Origin of the sequence: Oricola sp. (assembly GCF_965230365.1) — a bacterium.
In the GTDB taxonomy this organism is placed as follows: domain Bacteria; phylum Pseudomonadota; class Alphaproteobacteria; order Rhizobiales; family Rhizobiaceae; genus Oricola.
In genome coordinates, this window is record NZ_OZ246003.1 from 1427853 (window position 1) to 1444114 (window position 16262).

Annotated in this window: 15 protein-coding genes and 1 riboswitch; of the genes, 12 read left to right on the forward strand and 3 right to left on the reverse strand. The window is 61.8% G+C overall.

The features are described from left to right. Positions 1–46 precede the first annotated feature (46 nt). A complete protein-coding gene (locus ACO06R_RS06910; RefSeq protein ID WP_421857703.1) occupies positions 47–880 on the reverse strand; it encodes an EAL domain-containing protein in 834 nt (277 codons plus the stop codon). 172 nt (positions 881–1052) lie between these two features. On the opposite strand from ACO06R_RS06910, the gene ACO06R_RS06915 reads away from it, so the two are divergent. The 4 genes from ACO06R_RS06915 to ACO06R_RS06930 all read left to right on the forward strand — a co-directional run bounded on the left by ACO06R_RS06915 (position 1053) and on the right by ACO06R_RS06930 (position 6501). Further along, positions 1053–2255, forward strand: coding sequence for a pyridoxal phosphate-dependent aminotransferase (locus ACO06R_RS06915; RefSeq protein ID WP_421857705.1), 1203 nt, complete (start codon positions 1053–1055; stop codon positions 2253–2255). 132 nt (positions 2256–2387) lie between these two features. Further along, positions 2388–3701 carry a tetratricopeptide repeat protein gene (locus ACO06R_RS06920; RefSeq protein ID WP_421857707.1) on the forward strand — a complete coding sequence of 438 codons (1314 nt, stop codon included), beginning with the start codon at positions 2388–2390 and terminating at the stop codon, positions 3699–3701. Between the two features lie 11 nt (positions 3702–3712). Beyond that, positions 3713–4549 carry a FecR family protein gene (locus ACO06R_RS06925; protein ID WP_421857709.1) on the forward strand — a complete coding sequence of 279 codons (837 nt, stop codon included), beginning with the start codon at positions 3713–3715 and terminating at the stop codon, positions 4547–4549. Between the two features lie 80 nt (positions 4550–4629). Beyond that, positions 4630–6501, forward strand: a complete 1872-nt coding sequence (locus ACO06R_RS06930) for a CHASE2 domain-containing protein (protein ID WP_421857712.1) — start codon at positions 4630–4632, stop codon at positions 6499–6501. Here ACO06R_RS06930 and ACO06R_RS06935 read toward each other — a convergent pair. After that, positions 6498–7094, reverse strand: a complete 597-nt coding sequence (locus ACO06R_RS06935) for a TetR/AcrR family transcriptional regulator (RefSeq protein ID WP_421857714.1) — start codon at positions 7092–7094, stop codon at positions 6498–6500. The two genes, ACO06R_RS06930 and ACO06R_RS06935, sit on opposite strands and share 4 nt — an antisense overlap. A gap of 81 nt (positions 7095–7175) precedes the next feature. Here ACO06R_RS06935 and ACO06R_RS06940 point away from each other — a divergent pair, with 81 nt between their 5' ends. Together ACO06R_RS06940 and ACO06R_RS06945 are read left to right on the forward strand one after the other, a co-directional pair. Beyond that, a complete protein-coding gene (locus ACO06R_RS06940; protein WP_421857717.1) occupies positions 7176–7805 on the forward strand; it encodes an NAD(P)-dependent oxidoreductase in 630 nt (209 codons plus the stop codon). A 29-nt stretch (positions 7806–7834) separates the two neighbouring features. Next, positions 7835–8332 carry a DUF1772 domain-containing protein gene (locus ACO06R_RS06945; RefSeq protein ID WP_421857719.1) on the forward strand — a complete coding sequence of 166 codons (498 nt, stop codon included), beginning with the start codon at positions 7835–7837 and terminating at the stop codon, positions 8330–8332. A 130-nt stretch (positions 8333–8462) separates the two neighbouring features. On the opposite strand, the gene ACO06R_RS06950 is transcribed toward ACO06R_RS06945, so the two are convergent. Beyond that, positions 8463–9617, reverse strand: a complete 1155-nt coding sequence (locus tag ACO06R_RS06950; RefSeq protein WP_421857722.1) for a 6-phosphofructokinase — start codon at positions 9615–9617, stop codon at positions 8463–8465. A gap of 132 nt (positions 9618–9749) precedes the next feature. Between ACO06R_RS06950 and ACO06R_RS06955 the strand changes: the two genes are divergently transcribed. The 6 genes from ACO06R_RS06955 to ACO06R_RS06980 all read left to right on the forward strand — a co-directional run bounded on the left by ACO06R_RS06955 (position 9750) and on the right by ACO06R_RS06980 (position 16231). Beyond that, positions 9750–11495, forward strand: coding sequence for a sugar phosphorylase (locus ACO06R_RS06955; RefSeq protein WP_421857725.1), 1746 nt, complete (start codon positions 9750–9752; stop codon positions 11493–11495). A 61-nt stretch (positions 11496–11556) separates the two neighbouring features. Continuing rightward, positions 11557–11769, forward strand: a riboswitch (cobalamin riboswitch). A 101-nt stretch (positions 11770–11870) separates the two neighbouring features. After that, positions 11871–12278 carry a DUF1636 family protein gene (locus ACO06R_RS06960; protein WP_421857728.1) on the forward strand — a complete coding sequence of 136 codons (408 nt, stop codon included), beginning with the start codon at positions 11871–11873 and terminating at the stop codon, positions 12276–12278. Continuing rightward, entirely contained in the window at positions 12275–13063 is a 789-nt protein-coding gene (locus ACO06R_RS06965; RefSeq protein ID WP_421857731.1) for an ABC transporter ATP-binding protein, read from the forward strand. Before ACO06R_RS06960 ends, ACO06R_RS06965 begins: the two co-directional genes overlap by 4 nt. Then, positions 13063–14007 (forward strand): ABC transporter substrate-binding protein, encoded by a 945-nt coding sequence (locus tag ACO06R_RS06970; protein ID WP_421859253.1) that lies wholly within the window; start codon positions 13063–13065, stop codon positions 14005–14007. Before ACO06R_RS06965 ends, ACO06R_RS06970 begins: the two co-directional genes overlap by 1 nt. Before the next feature lie 55 nt (positions 14008–14062). Beyond that, positions 14063–15061: a FecCD family ABC transporter permease gene (locus ACO06R_RS06975; RefSeq protein WP_421859255.1), complete on the forward strand. Its 999-nt coding sequence runs from the start codon at positions 14063–14065 to the stop codon at positions 15059–15061. 198 nt (positions 15062–15259) lie between these two features. After that, positions 15260–16231, forward strand: coding sequence for an ATP-grasp domain-containing protein (locus tag ACO06R_RS06980; protein ID WP_421857734.1), 972 nt, complete (start codon positions 15260–15262; stop codon positions 16229–16231). Positions 16232–16262: the final 31 nt, after the last annotated feature.

A 16262-nucleotide genomic window follows, 5' to 3' on the forward strand; every position in this document is an offset into this window, starting at 1 on the left:
AAAATTTGATGGCGATTTCAGGGAGGTAAGGTGGGATTGGTCCCGCTTAGCGGAACCGCTTGACCATCTGGCCTGTTGGCTCGATATCGGCTGCGCGGTATTGGTCGAGCCAGCGCGCGAGGCCGGCGCCGGCGAGGCGGGGGGCGGCCAGGACATAGCCCTGCACCATGCCGGCGCCGGCATATTCCGCCGCCTCGATCTCCCACAATGCCTCGATGCCTTCAAAGATGGATTCGATCCCGTCGCCGCTGAACCGCGCTGTTAGGGCGGCAAGCGTCCCGGTACCGGCGCGGGTCGACAGGAGCCGCCGAACAAGCTTGGCGTCGAACTTGACGATATCGGGCGCCAGCGTGCCGATGCGGGCCAGCCGCGAGGCATGCGCGCCGAAATCATCGACGGCGATGCGGTATCCGCGGGCGCGCAATTCATAGACGAACCGGGTCAGCGCCGCAGCGTCGGCGTTCTCGGCTTCGGTGATTTCGCAGACGATGTCGGACGGCGAGATGTCGGCGGCGCGCAGTTCCTCGCCGAGGATGCGAAGCGAGGTGTCGAACGCTGCCGTATCGTCGGAGACGCGCGGATCGATATTGAGGAAAAGGCGGCGCATGTCGGGCGGCAGATGACGGGCGCTGCGGATATGCAGCCGGAAAAGCTGCGGTTCGATCTCGCGCAGCGCGTCTATGCCGATTTCGTTAAACCACGATTCGGTGAGGACAGGCGTTTCGTCGCGATAGACGCGCAACAGTGCCTCGCAGGCGATCGGCGCGAGACGCCCGGCGGTGTAGCGAAAGATCGGCTGAAAGGCCGTGCGCAGGATCAACCCGTCGTGGCGGGCGACGATATCGCCGTCGTCCAGCGTCTCGATCTGCAGCGGGGCCATGCCGGACTGTCCTCTTGTCTGATGTCGTAGCAAGCCTAGACGCCAGTCGATGAATTTATGGTAAACGAATGGTTAGCGCGATTGGCTGCTTGCGGCAACGCTTGCGCATTGCCGCCGGATGGCGCAGATAGATTTCAAATCCGCCCAAAGCAATGAAACCGGAGACAATCCGATGGCTTTTCTCGCCGACGCTCTTTCCCGTGTGAAACCCTCCGCCACCATCGCGGTCGCTCAGAAAGCGCGCGAACTGAAAGCGCAGGGACGCGATGTGATCGGCCTGGGCGCCGGCGAACCGGACTTCGACACGCCCGACAATATCAAGCAGGCGGCAATCGAGGCGATCGGCCGCGGCGAAACGAAGTACACACCGGTGTCCGGCATCCCCGAATTGCGAAAGGCGATTGCGGCCAAGTTCGAGCGCGAGAACGGACTGGCCTACGATTGGCAGCAAACCATCGTCGGCACCGGCGGAAAGCAGATTCTCTTTAACGCCTTGATGGCTACTCTAAATCCCGGCGATGAGGTGGTCATTCCCGCGCCCTACTGGGTGAGCTATCCGGACATGGTGGCGATTTGCGGCGGCACGCCAGTGTTTGTCGAGACGCGCCTGGAGGACAACTTCAAGCTCAGCGCAGAGGCGCTTGAGGCGGTGATCACGCCGAAAACCAAATGGCTGATCTTCAACTCGCCGTCCAACCCGTCGGGCGCCGCTTATTCGCATGAGGAATTGAAGGCGCTGACCGATGTGCTGATGCGCCACGAAAAGGTGTGGGTGCTGTCGGATGACATGTACGAGCACCTGACCTATGGCGAATTCAAGTTCGTGACGCCGGTCGAGGTCGAGCCCAAGCTCTATGACCGCACCTTGACGATGAATGGCGTGTCCAAGGCCTATGCGATGACCGGCTGGCGCATCGGCTATGCGGGTGGACCGCTCGAACTGGTCAAGGCGATGGACAAAATACAGGGCCAGCAAACGTCGGGCGCCTGTTCGATCGCGCAGTGGGCCGCCGTGGAGGCGCTGAACGGAACCCAGGAATTCATCCCGACGAACAAGGAAGTTTTCCAGCGTCGTCGCGATCTGGTGGTGTCGATGCTCAACCAGGCCAAAGGCATTACCTGCCCGACGCCGGAAGGCGCGTTTTACGTCTATCCGTCCTGCGCCGGGCTTATGGGCAAGGCCGCGCCGTCCGGCAAGGTGATGGAAACGGACGAGGATTTCGTCACCGAGCTTCTGGAGGCCGAAGGCGTGGCAGTGGTGCATGGTTCGGCATTCGGGCTCGGGCCGAATTTCCGTATTTCCTATGCGACGTCCGAAGAATTGCTTGAGGAGGCCTGCAAGCGAATCCAGCGTTTCTGCGGGAACTGCACATAAGCCCTGCCAAAACCGTTACTTTCCGGTTTACAGGCTGCAACTGTTGCCAATTTGCACTGGTAAGCAGTACAGGCGTCGGTCTATAAGCTTTTCTTTGACCAAGCGTAACTCGTGGCAAGAGGTGGGGCCGCAATGACGCAGCACTGGCGGGAATCGATTTTTGGCGGTCTTTTGCTTGCGGCATTGCTGCCAGTTGCCGCTCTGGCACAATCGACGGCCCTGGACGACGCATTCGATCGCCGCGTCAGCGATTCCGGCAGCCGCAGCGCGCTCGACACCTACGTCATCGAAGCGGTGCGCGAGGGCCAGTACGACCAGGCGCTATCGACGCTGGAGGAAGTGCTTTTCGCGTCGCCGAACGATGTCGATGCACGCCTCGCACTGGCGCGACTTTACTATCACATCGGTTCCTACGATGTGGCCTCCGCCCATCTTGAGCAGATCGACCTGTTCGCCGACGAAGATATCGCGCGTCAGGTCGAGGAACTGAAACGTCTGATCGAGCGTGCGCGCAATGGCTGGGAAACGCGGCTTGCTGTGACGGCCGGCGGCGCCTATCGCGAGGCGACCCAGAGGGTGCAGGGATTTTTCCCGTTCACGACGACCCGCTCGGTTTACACGCCTTATGTTATTATCGACGGCGAGATTGTCCGGCTTCTCGACAGCCCAACGCGCGACGAGGTCCGGTTCGGCGGAACGGCAACCTATGACCAGGCCTTGTCGGATCTCGATTTCGATGGCGATCTAGAGACCTTTGACGCAACGGCTCTGCGCGGCCATGTGACCTATTCGAAGGGCGTGCCGGAGCTGTCCGACACAGCGCGAATCGAGATCACCGGCTACGGTTTCCTGCGTGAACTGGGCGCGGGCCGGCAGCATCGCGAACTGGGCACGGAAGCCGAGTTCTCGGTGCAACCGACCGTCGAGAGCCGCGTTCGCTATTTCGTCGGCTATGGATGGCTCGGCGATTCGCAGAACCTGTTCGGCGAACATCGCGTGCGGTACGGCGTGGCCGGCGAAATGCGGGTGGCGCCAGGCGTCGTCGTTGGCGGAAGCATCAAGGGATACAATGAATGGGGTGAGGTTCCGCAGTTTTTCGGCGCGCAAAGCTATACGGCGCACGGCTATGAACTCGGCGGTTCGATCGGCCATCTTCTCTATGTGTTCGAAGACGGCAAAAGCTGGGTACACCGAATTGGCGGACGCTATGCGAACGAACGGGTCCTCGACTATGGCTCGGTGAGCCCGTTCCAGGTGGACCTGATCGACCGCGAGACCTGGGAGGTCTACTGGGATCACACTGTGCAAGTTGCCACACGGGCCGAGGTCAATCTGCGCGTAAGCTATGGCGAGGAGCGCATTTCGGACACACTTCTGTTCTTCAGCGCCGACCGAGACAACGATTTCTGGGGCATCAAGACCGGTATCACCTACCGGTTCAATTAAGGGACGAGGCCATGCGGACCAGCAGTAGCGGGATCATCGCCGGCACTTTCATCGCGGCCATGAGCGCGGCTCTGGCGGTGCCAGGCGCGTCGGTCGCACAGGATGTTGGCACGCTGACAGCGGAAAAGGCGACGATCACACGCGCCGGCGACCGCGTGCGAGCCGGGACTGGCGTGGCGCTTGGCGACCGGTTTGCCAGCAATGCGTCGGGATCGGGCATGATTGTATTCGACGACCAGTCGAGCGCGCGCATGGGTCCGAACGCACAGTTGACGATCGACGAATTCGTTTACAATCCGTCGCGGCGTAACGGCACGATCCGCCTGCGCCAGAACGCCGGCGTTGCCCGCATCTACGGCGGGCAGATTTCGAAACGCGGCAAATCGGAACTGCGCACACCGCATATCGTGCTGGCGGTGCGCGGCGGTATTGTCGACAGCTACGTGGATGGCGACGAATCGATCGTGACACTGCGTGGCGGCATCATGGAATGCCGGGTCGGCAACAAGAGGCGGATTATCACCAATCCGGGTTATGCCTGTGTTTCCAACGGTACGACGCTGGAAATCGTGCGGTTGCTAGACGGCAATCCGGACCTGTTGACGGAAACGACCGGCGGACAAGGCGGACAGGGCGGGCGCGGCACCTATGACCCGGCCCATTGCACCAGCGCGTCCAGTCTTAGCTCCACCGATTGCCAGTCGCGTGATGGGGGCCTGCCGCGTCCCGGCATCGACCCCGGCGGACCCCAGAACGGGGGCGGCGCTTCGGGCGGCGTGCAGGACGAATATGGTGGCGATTGTGGCGGCGAACCCTGCGACTCGCCCGGTATTCTCGTAAGCCAGTAAGCCTCATTGATGGCTGAGACCGAGTGTCAGCCTGCCGGCCTTGAGCCGGGTTTGACGCTGTCGTTGGCGGACAAGTCCTAATGCGCAAGTTCTCAGGCTTTATCGTCATATTCCTGATTGGCACGGCGTTGCTGAGCCTCGTGCATATCGTTGCCGACAGCACTTTCGCCGCCCTGCGCGAGAAGACCTACGACTTTTACCAATGGGTGTCGCCGATATCCGTCGATTCCGGCCAGGTGGCGGTGGTGGCGATCGACGAGGCCAGCCTGGCGGCCCATGGACGCTGGCCGTGGCCGCGTGAGCTTGTCGGGAAACTGACACTCGGTGTGGCCAATAGCGGTGCGGCGGCGGTCGGACTCGACCTCTTTTTCTCGGAAGCCGACCGCGGGGCAGGCGGCGCGGAAAGCGACGCGGCGTTCGCCGATGCATTGTCACGGGCGCCGGCGGTTTTGGCGATGTCGCTCGACCCGGCCGGCGGACCGCTGACCGTCGGCCAAAAGGCGGGCTGGACGGCTGTCGGCTTCGATCCCGCGGCAGCCGCAACAGTGACCGGCGGGATCGCCCCGCTTGACCTGCTTGCCAATGCCGCCAGCGGACTCGGTATTGTGCGTACGATCCCCGATAGCGACGGCGTGATCCGCAAGGTGCCGATGGTTTGGGCAGAGATGACCGATGACGGGCAGGCGCGGTTGTGGCCGGCTTTCTCGATGGAGATCCTGCGGGTGGCGCAGGACGCGCCGAGCTACACGCTGCGGCTCGAGGGCCTGCCCAGCGATGCAGTGCGTGTCGGCGCGGCCACCTTGCCGCTCGGCGAGGACGGTCGCATCCGTTTCATCGATACAGATGTGCCGGTGGCGCATGTTTCGGCGGCGCGGCTGCTCGACCAAGGCACGGTTCCGGAACTGGCGGGACGTGTCGTCGTGCTCGCCGTCGATGTGGCGGGTGTCGACCAGTATCACCTGACAGCGCGGGGCAGGCACAGGCTTGGCGCCGATGTGCATGCGATCCTGCTCAGCCAGATGTTGCAGGGCCAGTATTTGTTGGAAGCAGAAAACGCCCGTTGGATCGAACGCACCCAGTTTGCCGGCGGCGCGGTGTTGCTCTTGGCGGTGCTGACGGTGTTTGCGCGCAGGCCGATCCTTGCCGGAGCTCTATCGGTGCCGATTATCGCGCTGCCGCTCGCCACTGGCGCGGCGTCCTTTCTTTTGCGCACTGAGCTGATCGACGGGGTGCAGCCAACCGGCGGCCTGCTGGTGCTCGGCGCGACGGGCGGATACATGCTCTATCGGGAGGCGGAACGGCGGCGCGGGTTGCTGCAGAAGCAGTTCTCGCAGTTTCTGTCGCCGGAAGTGGTGCGCCGGCTGGCGGAAAGCGATGCTGCGGCCGCGCTGAAGGTCGAGGACCGCGAGATCACCGCGCTGCTGGTCGATCTGCGCGGATTTACAGCCATGTCGCGCACGCTCGGCGCGGAGAAAACGGTCAAGGTCGTCAATCATTTTCTTGAAATTGCCAACCGGGAGATCTTCGCGCGCAATGGCACCGTCGACAAATACATGGGCGACGCGGTGCTTGCTTTCTGGAATGCGCCGATGGAGGTGCCGGATCACGCCGACCGGGCCATCGATTGCGCCCGTGCCGTCCTTGCCGCGGTGCAGGCCGCCAATCCGCAGCTCGAAGCGCAGGGCCTACCGGCAATCGAATCGGTGGCGGCGGTCGAAACCGGGATCTGTTCGGTCGGCAATATGGGCACCGAGCAGCGCATCGACTACACGGCAATCGGCGGCGCGATCAACATGACGTCCCGGCTGGAGGGCGAAACCAAGAAGATGGGCGAGACGATGCTGGTTGGCCCAGGGGCGGCGGCGCGTGCAACGCGGCCGCTGCGCGCGATCTCGGAAGTCGAGATACGCGGTGTTGAAGGGCCGGTGATGGTTTACGGACTGCCCGCCTAACCAAATTCCGAAACAACCAGTGCCTTGCTGGCGAGCGCCTTCATCACATCGATATAGGCTTCCTGGCTCCAGCCGCAGTCACGGGTGAGTTGCTCCCAATTGCGAACCGAAAGCAGGGTCCACAGAAGATCTGTCGCCGTTTCCGGTGTCAGCGTGGGCACAAGCGCGTCATCGTGCTCAAGCGCTGCAACTGCCGCCGCACAGCCGTGGCGGACCGCCTGCATCCGGTTGCCCCAAGCCTGCCGCGCCTCGGCATCGCTGTCCTGCATTGACATCAGCGCGTTTGCGACCCCGTAAATTTGCGGGATGTAATTGCCCCAGGCATCGATGAAGGCATCGAGGCGCGCCAATCCTGTCTTTGCGGCGCGGCTTTCAACCAGCATCGCTTCTACATCTTTAACCTCGTCGATATGCCGCGTGACCGCGGTCAGCAGTTCCGCCCGGTTGGGAAAGTGCAGATAGACCGCCTGGCGGCTGATGCCGGACGCCTTGGCGATGTCCGACATGCGCACCGCGCTGCCGGTGCCGTCCTCGAGCAGTTTCCACGCAGCTTCGAGAATTCGGGTTCGGGTTTCGATATTTTCGCTTGACATGATGTCAAGAACCACATACTTGACATGATGTCAACTTGACACCGTGTCAAGCAATCGAACCAACCCAGAAAGGATGCAGTCATGAAAGTCATTGTCCTCGGTGCCACTGGAAACATCGGCAAGCTGGCCGTGGAGCGTATGCTGAGCGACGGCCACACCGTCACCGCGTTTGCCCGTCGGCCGGAAGCGCTGGAAATCAATAACCCGCGCCTGACGCTCGTTGCGGGTGACGTCCTCGATCCGCAGTCGGTCAAGGACGCCGTCGCTGGTCATGACGCGGTGGTGGTGACGCTCGGTGCCGGAATGTCGCGCAAGAGCGTCGTCCGCTCGGTGGGCACGCTGAACGCAATTAGGGCGATGCAGGCTCACGGGGTACGCCGCTTGATCGTGCAGTCGACGCTTGGCGCGCATGAGAGCTGGGGAAACCTGAACTTCTTCTGGAAGCGGATCATGTTCGGCGCGTTGCTGCGGCCGGTGTTCAAGGATCACGAGTTGCAGGAGAAACTGGTGCACGCCAGCGGTCTCGACTGGACAATCGTACGCCCGAGCGCTTTTGCCGATGGTCCGGCCAGCGGCCGTTTCATGGAGGATTTCGCGCCAGATCTGCGCGGCCTGAAGCTGACAATCGCGCGCGCCGACATCGCGGCGTTCCTCTCGGGGCAGCTGGGCGATGTCACCTATATGCGCCGCGCCGTCGGCATATCCAACTGAACGCAAATCAAGAGGCGGGAAGATGTATCATGTCCCAGACTGTTTCTCTCTACATGCTTTCGGGCGCGGCACTGGCCAGCGGGCTGGTCGCCGGCGTATTTCTGACCTTCTCGGACTTCGTCATGCGCTCGCTTTCATCGGCGCATCCGACGGCGGGAATCGAGGCCATGCAACTCATCAACCGGAAGGTCTATCGCTCGGTATTCATGGTGCTGCTGATGGGCATGGTTCCGGTCTCGGCTGGTATGGCAGTCTTCACGCCCGGCTCCGTACCGGAGCTGACGGCGGCTTGGGCGATCGCCGGCGCGCTGGTCTATCTCTCCGGCGTATTTGCGGTGACCGCCGTGTGCAACGTGCCCATGAACAAGCGGCTTGACGCGATGGACCATGCTGGCGCCGAGGCCCGCGCCTACTGGCGGGTCTATGCCCGGCGCTGGACCCAGTGGAACCATGTCCGCACTGTTGCTTCGCTTGTGGCCGCCGGCTGCTTCCTGGCCGCCGCCGTCATTTCGGGGAGCGCTGCTTGACGAAGAGTTGTCCGGATAAAGTGCTTGAAAAACGGAAACCGCCAACCCTCGTGTTAAGGATTGGCGGTTTCTTTTTATAAAGCGATATCAGATCTGTACGCACTACTTTAAATGAAATGTGTCAGATTCATTAACGCAGATACATGGTCGAGCCCAGAACCGACGAGATGGTCGGGCGGTAGTTCTCGGCATCGTACATGGCATCAACATTGACGCGTAGAATGCCCTGCGTGCTGATATTGGCGGGACGCGTCGCATAGTGGCCGTCATTGATCGCCATCATGAGGCCAGTCTTGCCATCGGCGATCAGTTGCACGGCCATGGTGCCGAAATTCTTGGCGACGGTCAGGTCGACCGCATCGGGCGGGCCGGAACGCAGCAGATAGCCCAGGTTCTGGATCATCATGTCGGTGCCGGTGACCTCTTTCAATCCGACGCCGACGCGTTCGCCGATGCCGCCAAGCTTCTTGTGTCCGTATGCGTCGGCCTCGCCTTTCTCGATGATGTCCTCGCCGGCAACCATGGCGCCCTCCGAGACGACGCAGACGGCGTAGTTGGAGGGATTCGCGTTGCGGTCGCGGGTCATCAACTCGCCAAGGCGCTCGAGATCGAAGGGAACCTCGGCGATCAGCGTGCGGTCGGCATCCGACAGGAAACCGGCGGCAAGCGCGGTCATGCCGCAATTGCGGCCGAACATCTCGACGATCAGGAAGCGCTCGTGGCTGCCGGCGGCGGTGCGCAGGCGGTGGATCATTTCGACGGACCGGGTGTTGCAGGTCGAAAAGCCGATGCAGTAGTCGGTGCCGAAGACGTCGTTGTCCATCGTCTTGGGGATGCACATGGTCGGCGCGCCTTCCTCGTGCAGGCGGGCGGCATAGGACAGTGTGTCGTCACCGCCGATGGCGATCAGCACATCGACCTTCATTTTTTCGATAACCGCCAGCACATGACCCGTGGCATCGACATATCCGGCATCGGAATGCTCGACGATACGGGTGACGTGGGGGGGCAGCGCGGCTTTTTTGGTGCGCGACGGGTTGGTGCGCGAACTGTGCAGGATGGTGCCGCCGCTGCGGTTGATCGACCGCACGAAGGTCGGCGTCAGCGAGAAGTGCGAATCCGGCGTCGCCTGTGGATCGGTGGCGTCGGTCTCCAGCGGACCGGACCATCCGCGGCGAAAAGCGGTGACCGTCCAGCCGCGCGCAAACGCTTCGTTGACCACCGCCTTGATGGCTGAGTTGAGGCCGGGCACATCGCCCCCGCCGGTCAGTATTCCGAGATGCATGGCCGTCCTCCATTACCGCCACCGGCGCGAATTTTAATCGTTTAACATAGGAGGGCCGCGAACAAAACTTGCAACCGCGCATTCGCCTGATGCACGATGCGGGTTTGTGCACCGCATCGAAAGCCTCGACATATGTTCGCATTCAATTCGCAGTTGCGAAGAAAACTGCTGGCACTCGTCAAATCGATATATCCTGATGGCGACGCGCCGCATATCGCAAGGCGGATTCTCGAGACCTTCTGGCCGGATAGCGCCGCACCGCGCCAGCGGGCCCGTCCGCCCGGCAATTCGCTGTGGTCGCAAACCGACAGCGTCGTCATCACCTACGGCAATTCCTTCATAGACGGTGAGCACAAGCCGCTCGACCTCTTGCATGATTTTCTCGACCGCTATCTCGGCGACGCTATCACCGGGGTGCATGTGCTGCCGTTCTTTCCGTTCACCTCAGACGACGGATTCGCGGTCACCGACTATGAAGCGGTCAATTCGACGCTGGGAGACTGGGCTGACATAAACCGCATCGGCGACCGGTTTCGGCTGATGTCGGATCTGGTGCTGAACCATCTTTCCAGCCAGTCGCGCTGGTTCAACGAGTACCGGCAGGGGCACGAGCCCTACGACAGCTACTTCTTCGAGGCATCGCCGGACGACGATCTGAGCGCGGTGGTGCGACCGCGCGCGCATAGGTTGTTGCGCGAGGTGGAGACCAGCCGGGGACCGCGCCATGTGTGGTGCACCTTCAGCCACGACCAGGTCGATCTCAACTTCGCCAATCCCGACGTGCTGATCGACCTGCTGCGGATCATGCGGCTGCATATCGATCACGGCGTGCGCATCATCCGGCTGGATGCGGTTGCCTTCATCTGGAAGGAGATCGGTACGCCCTGCATTCACCTGCCGCAGACCCACGACATCGTGCGATTGATGCGGCTTTTATGCGACTACACCGAGGAACGGGTGGTGCTGCTGACGGAAACCAATGTTCCGAACGCGGAGAACCTTAGCTATTTCGGCAATCGGAACGAAGCGCATGCGATCTACAATTTCTCGCTGCCGCCGCTGATCCTGCATGCGCTGCTGCACGGAACGTCGCGTTACCTCAACCACTGGCAGATGGGCATGCCGCCGGCGCAGCTGGGCTGCACCTATCTGAACTTCACCGCCTCGCATGACGGGATCGGCATGCGGCCGGCAGAGGGGCTGCTGGACGACGCCGAAATCACGGAGACCATAGAGACGGTCAAGCAATTCGGCGGCCGGGTCAGCATGCGCGCCATGCCGGACGGGTCGCAGAAGCCCTATGAACTGAACATCGCCTTCTTCGACGCGATGAAGGGAACCGTCGCTGGCCCCGACGAATGGCAGTTCGAGCGCTTCATCTGCAGCCAGACTATCATGATGGGACTGGAGGGCATCCCGGCGTTCTATGTGCATTCGCTGCTCGGGACCGGCAACGACCATGACGGGGTCGAGAAGACCGGCCACAATCGGGCGATCAACCGGCATCGCTGGGATTATCCGTCGTTGCGCGGCAAGCTCGACGATCCGCGAAGCGTGCATGCGCGTGTGTTGGCCGAGATGAAGCGGCGGATCGGGGTTCGCAGCCGGCAGTCCGGCTTCCACCCCAATGCGACACAGTTCACCATGCAGTTCGGCGAACAGCTGTTCGGCTTCTGGCGGCAGAGCCTCGACCGGGGACAATCGATCTTCGCTATCCACAATGTGACGGCGGAGACGATCACGGTGCCGGCGTTGTCGATCAATCTGATCACCGGGATGACGTGGACGGATCTTTTGACCGGCGAAGCGATCGATCCGGCGCATGGCGAGATCGAGTTCGAGCCCTATCAGTGCCGCTGGATTTCGAACCGAAGCTGATGCGGTGTCGCGGAAATTCACGTGAACGCCGCCACGGCACTTGCTAACGCCGCGCTTGTCGCGCTAAGCGGGACTCGATGGTTCCGCTGAATCGAACGAGACGGCGGATTAATAGGGAACACGGTGAGGCGTACCCATCAGGGACCGATGCCGTGGCTGCCCCCGCAACTGTGAGCGGAGAGCATCGCCCGAAGACCACTGGCCACCGGGCCGGGAAGGTGGGTTGATGCGCTGATCCGCGAGCCAGGAGACCTGCCATCTTGCGATTACTCAACCCTGGCGGGGTGTCCAGGAGGAGCCAAGAGATGGTTTAACGACATTTGCCGTTGCCTCTTTCGGACCTTTCTCCGTCCCTGCCAATTCGCGGAGGGCGAGATGGGATCGAAGTGTCTACACCGGATCCTGGTGTGCACCACATGCAGCCACAATGGCGGCGATTGCCGGCCTGGCTATGACCTTATCGACAAGCTGTCGAAGGCGATCCGGGACGCCGGGTACGCGGTTCCCGAGGATTTCACGATTTCCGGCACGGCCTGCATGGCCGGATGCGGAAGGCCCTGCACAGTAGCCTATCAGGCATCCGCCAAGACAGCCTACCTGTTCGGCGATATCGATCCAGAAACCGACATTGCCGATCTCGTGGAATTTGCCGGCACCTATGCCAACACGCCTGATGGATGGACCAAGGCGGGCGACCGGCCGGGCAAGCTCGCCTTGACGACGCTGGCGCGCCTGCCCTCTGCGGTGATCGTGACCGGTGCCGACGAAAGGCCGCTATCGTGACAGCAGCCCGTATCGAAACCCGCGATGTTTCCTGGGCGCCGCGAAACGGACCCACGGTGCTGCATCCGGTGAGCATCACGGTTGAGCCGGGGCGCACGCTCGCCGTGGTCGGCGCAAATGGCGCCGGCAAGTCAACCTTCCTGCGGATGCTGTACCGCTACCGCCGGCCGAGTACGGGGGCGGTGCTGATCGATGGCGAGGATATCTGGTCGATGGACGCGCGCCACGCGGCGCGCCGAATCGCCGCCGTCTTGCAGGAGCAACCGCAGGAATTCGGATTGACCGTCGCCGAGATCGTCAAGCTCGGGAGGGCGCCCTACCATTCCGGCTTCGTGGTCGGCGGCGCGAAGGACCGCCTCGTCGTTGAGGCGGCGCTGGAGAGGCTTGAACTGTCGGCATTGGCGGGCCGCACCTTCGCCACGCTTTCCGGCGGCGAAAAGCAACGCGTCATGGTGGCGCGCGCGCTGGCGCAGGAGCCAAGCGTGCTTATCCTCGATGAGCCGACCAATCATCTCGATATCCGCCATCAACTGGAACTGCTGGGCCTCATCCGAAACCTCGGCATCACGATCGTCGCCAGCCTGCACGATCTGAATTTCGCGTCGCGCTACGCCGACGACGTGATCGTACTGGCTAACGGCTATACGCTCGCGGCCGGCCCGGCAGGCGAGGTACTGACCGAAGAACTCGTTTCCGGCGCATTTTCGGTCATGGCACGCTCTGAAAGGCTGGTTCCCAGCGAGCAAACCCATTTCACATTCCATCTAGAGCACGGAGTATCATGATGAAGAAGCAAACGCTTGGCCTCGGACTTGCACTTTGCGTGGCTGCGGCTGCGGCACAGGCGCATCCGGTTACCGTCAAGAGCTGCGACCGCGAGGTCACCTTCGACGCGCCGCCGAGTGCGCCGGTTTCACACGACGTCAATCTGACGGAGATGATGCTTGTTCTCGGTCTGGCCGACCGGATGGTCGGCTACACCGGCATCTCGGGCTGGAAGACACTCGATAAGCAAATGCGCGAAGGTGTTGCCGAACTGCCGGAACTGGCTGCGAAATATCCGACCAAGGAAGTCCTGATCGGCGCGGATGCGGACTTCTTCTTTGCCGGCTGGAATTATGGCATGCGGGTTGGCGGAGAGGTGACGCCGGAGACGCTCGAGCCGTTCGACATCAAGGTCTACGAGTTGACCGAATCCTGCATCCATATCGGCGAAAAGCCGAAGGTCTCCATGGACGACATGTATAACGACCTGCTCAATTTGGGCGCGATCTTCGGCGTCAGCGATCATGCAGAGAACCTGGTTGCCGGCTACCGCAAGGAGCTGTCGGACATCGTCGCCAATGTTGCGGCCGATGGCGAACCGCTGCGCGTCTTCGTCTATGACAGTGGCGAGGACACGCCGTTTACCGCCGGGCGCTATGCCATGCCGACGGCGCTGATCGAGGCGGCCGGCGGCCGCAATATCATGGACGATGTCGAAAAAAGCTGGGCGAAGGTCGGCTGGGAAGGCGTGGTGGAGCGCAATCCGGAGGTAGTTGTCATCGTCAATTACGGCGACGTGACGGCTGAAGAAAAGCGCGCATTCATGATGAACAATCCTGCCTTCGCCGAACTCGACGCGGTCAAGAATGACCGCTTCGTTGTTCTGGAGTATGTCGAGGCAACGCCAGGACCGCGCAACATTTCTGCGGTCCGGAAGCTGGCGAATGGTTTCTGGAAGCAGTAACCGGACAGCAACCACGCATCTGAGTGGTCAGTCCGCCAGCTTGCGCTTCGCGCTGATGCTGGCGGGCGGCGTTGTCGTGCTCTTGGCGTCGATCTCCTTTGCGGTCAGTGTGGGTGCTGTTCATATCCCGTCCTCGACCGTGTGGGGCGTCATCGTCAACCAGATCGCGCCGGACACGGTGCCGGTGACATGGAGTGCGGGCCGCGAGGCCATCGTCTGGGATATCAGGCTGCCGCGGGCGCTGCTGGCCTGTCTGGTCGGCGCCGGCCTGTCGCTTGTCGGGGCGGCACTGCAATCGGTCACGCGCAATCCGCTCGCCGATCCGCATCTGCTAGGCATCTCGTCGGGCGGCGCCTTTGGGGCAATTCTCGCACTGCTGCATGTCGGATTGGTGGTCGGCCTGCTGACTGTCCCGCTTTTCGCCTTTGTCGGCGCCCTGGGCGCGACGCTGCTCGTGCTTGGCGTTTCGCGGATGGCGGGGGCATCCAGCGCCAGCCGGCTCGTGCTGGCCGGCGTCGCCATATCCTTCGTCGTGATGGCTTGTGCCAATATCCTGGTCTTTCTCGGCGACCCGCGCGCCCACCACACCGTAGTCTTCTGGATGCTCGGCGGTCTCGGCCTGGCGCAATGGTCACATCTGGTTTACCCGTTGGTGGTGCTTCTTGGCTGCGGCGCCTATTTCTGGCTGCGTTCGGGCGACCTGAACGCGATGATGATCGGCGACGAAACAGCATCGACGCTCGGCATTCCGGTGGTGCGGTTTCGTCTCACCGTTTTCGTGGTTGGCGCGTTGCTGACCGGCGTGATGGTCGCCTTTTCGGGCATGATCGGATTCGTCGGACTGATGGTGCCGCATATCGTGCGTTTCCTGGTCGGCGGCGACTACATGCGCGTCATCCCGGCTTCCGCGCTTCTGGGAGCGATCTTTCTGGTATGGGCGGATGTCACGGCACGGGTGATCATGGCTCCGGAAGACATGCCGATCGGTATCGTGACCGGCCTCGTGGGCGGACTATTCTTTATCTGGCTGCTGGCGCGCCGCCAGGAAGGGTGACCGACCGGTTGCTGTTCTTGCTGGGGCATGTTCGTTTCGAGAAAACCGGGCCAACAGTTTTCCCGAGCGCTGCGGTCGGCATGTTGCGCAATACCATCTACTGTGCAGCAGAACGGGTAAGCATCTTGCCGTTTGGAAGTGCGTCCCGTTTCGGCTCTTCCGGTGCAAAGACGCGTCCAGAGGTTACATAGAACTGCCGTGAACTATCAATACTCAGTCATCGTTCCTTTCGTTCGTCATCTTGTGTCAACAGCCGATCTGACCGAAATCGGTGCGCGCATCGCCGAACGCGATCCGACGCTGCATTGGTGCATGGTCGAACTTAAGCGGCATGCGAGCCTCAATCAGCGACGCCTGCCCAGGCTCCCTTCGGTGATGATCCAGTTTCATGGATATGGCGCGCTGGACAGGGTCTTTCCAGACTTTACGGGGCCGCAACTCAGGGCCTCGGCGACGCATAAAGCCAAGCAGTTGAGAATGTTGGAATCGGCCGGAGTGCCGGTTCCGCCATGGACACGGTTGGAGCGCAAAACGGAGCTCGCCCCGGACGTTTTCGGCGAGCACGTGATGATCAAGTCCACGGAGAGAGGCGCGAGTTTCGGTCGCGGCATCGTTCTCATCCGAACCGCCGATTTTCCCGCATTTCGTGATGAACACGCCCGCAAGTATGACGAGTTCGAGCGCTCCGCGCCGCTTGTCCAGCAGTTCATCAATACCGGCGAGAATGCCGGCCATTACCGGATCGTCACATTCATGGGCCGGGTGGTCCACAGCAGGTTTCAGATCAACACGGCGAAAACACCCTTCAACGCTCCGTCGACGCGAATGATCCTCGATGAGAAGATCGCCTCGAATACGGGCGAGCGCGAGTGCTGGCTCGAGAAAGACGAAATCGTCAACAACCTCGCACGCGAAGTCGCCAAGGTGTTTTCGACGCCGGTGCTCGCAATCGACATTATCAAGTCGAACGAAACCGGCGAGCTTTACGTGCTAGAAGCCAATGCGGGAGATTGCTGGATGTTTTCATCGGCGCCCGGCGATTGGGTTCGCGAGAAATTCGGTGATGAAGCCGTGTACGGACAATACGACGTCTACTCTGTTGTCGCCGATGCGATCATCAAGGAAGCGCGTGCGCAACTGTCGTTGGAGCCGCTGGCAGCATCCGCGTGACCGGACGCGCCGCCAATGCCCAAAAACGTCA

Excerpts from the sequence above, each read along its gene's own strand:
- ACO06R_RS06975 (WP_421859255.1), top strand. The coding sequence starts at position 14,063 with ATGCTGGCGGGCGGCGTTGTCGTGCTCTTGGCGTCGATCTCCTTTGCG.
- ACO06R_RS06920 (WP_421857707.1), top strand. The coding sequence starts at position 2,388 with ATGACGCAGCACTGGCGGGAATCGATTTTTGGCGGTCTTTTGCTTGCG.
- ACO06R_RS06935 (WP_421857714.1), bottom strand. The coding sequence starts at position 7,094 with ATGTCAAGCGAAAATATCGAAACCCGAACCCGAATTCTCGAAGCTGCG.
- ACO06R_RS06970 (WP_421859253.1), top strand. The coding sequence starts at position 13,063 with ATGAAGAAGCAAACGCTTGGCCTCGGACTTGCACTTTGCGTGGCTGCG.
- ACO06R_RS06950 (WP_421857722.1), bottom strand. The coding sequence starts at position 9,617 with ATGCATCTCGGAATACTGACCGGCGGGGGCGATGTGCCCGGCCTCAAC.
- ACO06R_RS06940 (WP_421857717.1), top strand. The coding sequence starts at position 7,176 with ATGAAAGTCATTGTCCTCGGTGCCACTGGAAACATCGGCAAGCTGGCC.
- ACO06R_RS06910 (WP_421857703.1), bottom strand. The coding sequence starts at position 880 with ATGGCCCCGCTGCAGATCGAGACGCTGGACGACGGCGATATCGTCGCC.
- ACO06R_RS06925 (WP_421857709.1), top strand. The coding sequence starts at position 3,713 with ATGCGGACCAGCAGTAGCGGGATCATCGCCGGCACTTTCATCGCGGCC.
- ACO06R_RS06915 (WP_421857705.1), top strand. The coding sequence starts at position 1,053 with ATGGCTTTTCTCGCCGACGCTCTTTCCCGTGTGAAACCCTCCGCCACC.
- ACO06R_RS06955 (WP_421857725.1), top strand. The coding sequence starts at position 9,750 with ATGTTCGCATTCAATTCGCAGTTGCGAAGAAAACTGCTGGCACTCGTC.
- ACO06R_RS06930 (WP_421857712.1), top strand. The coding sequence starts at position 4,630 with ATGCGCAAGTTCTCAGGCTTTATCGTCATATTCCTGATTGGCACGGCG.
- ACO06R_RS06945 (WP_421857719.1), top strand. The coding sequence starts at position 7,835 with ATGTCCCAGACTGTTTCTCTCTACATGCTTTCGGGCGCGGCACTGGCC.
- ACO06R_RS06960 (WP_421857728.1), top strand. The coding sequence starts at position 11,871 with ATGGGATCGAAGTGTCTACACCGGATCCTGGTGTGCACCACATGCAGC.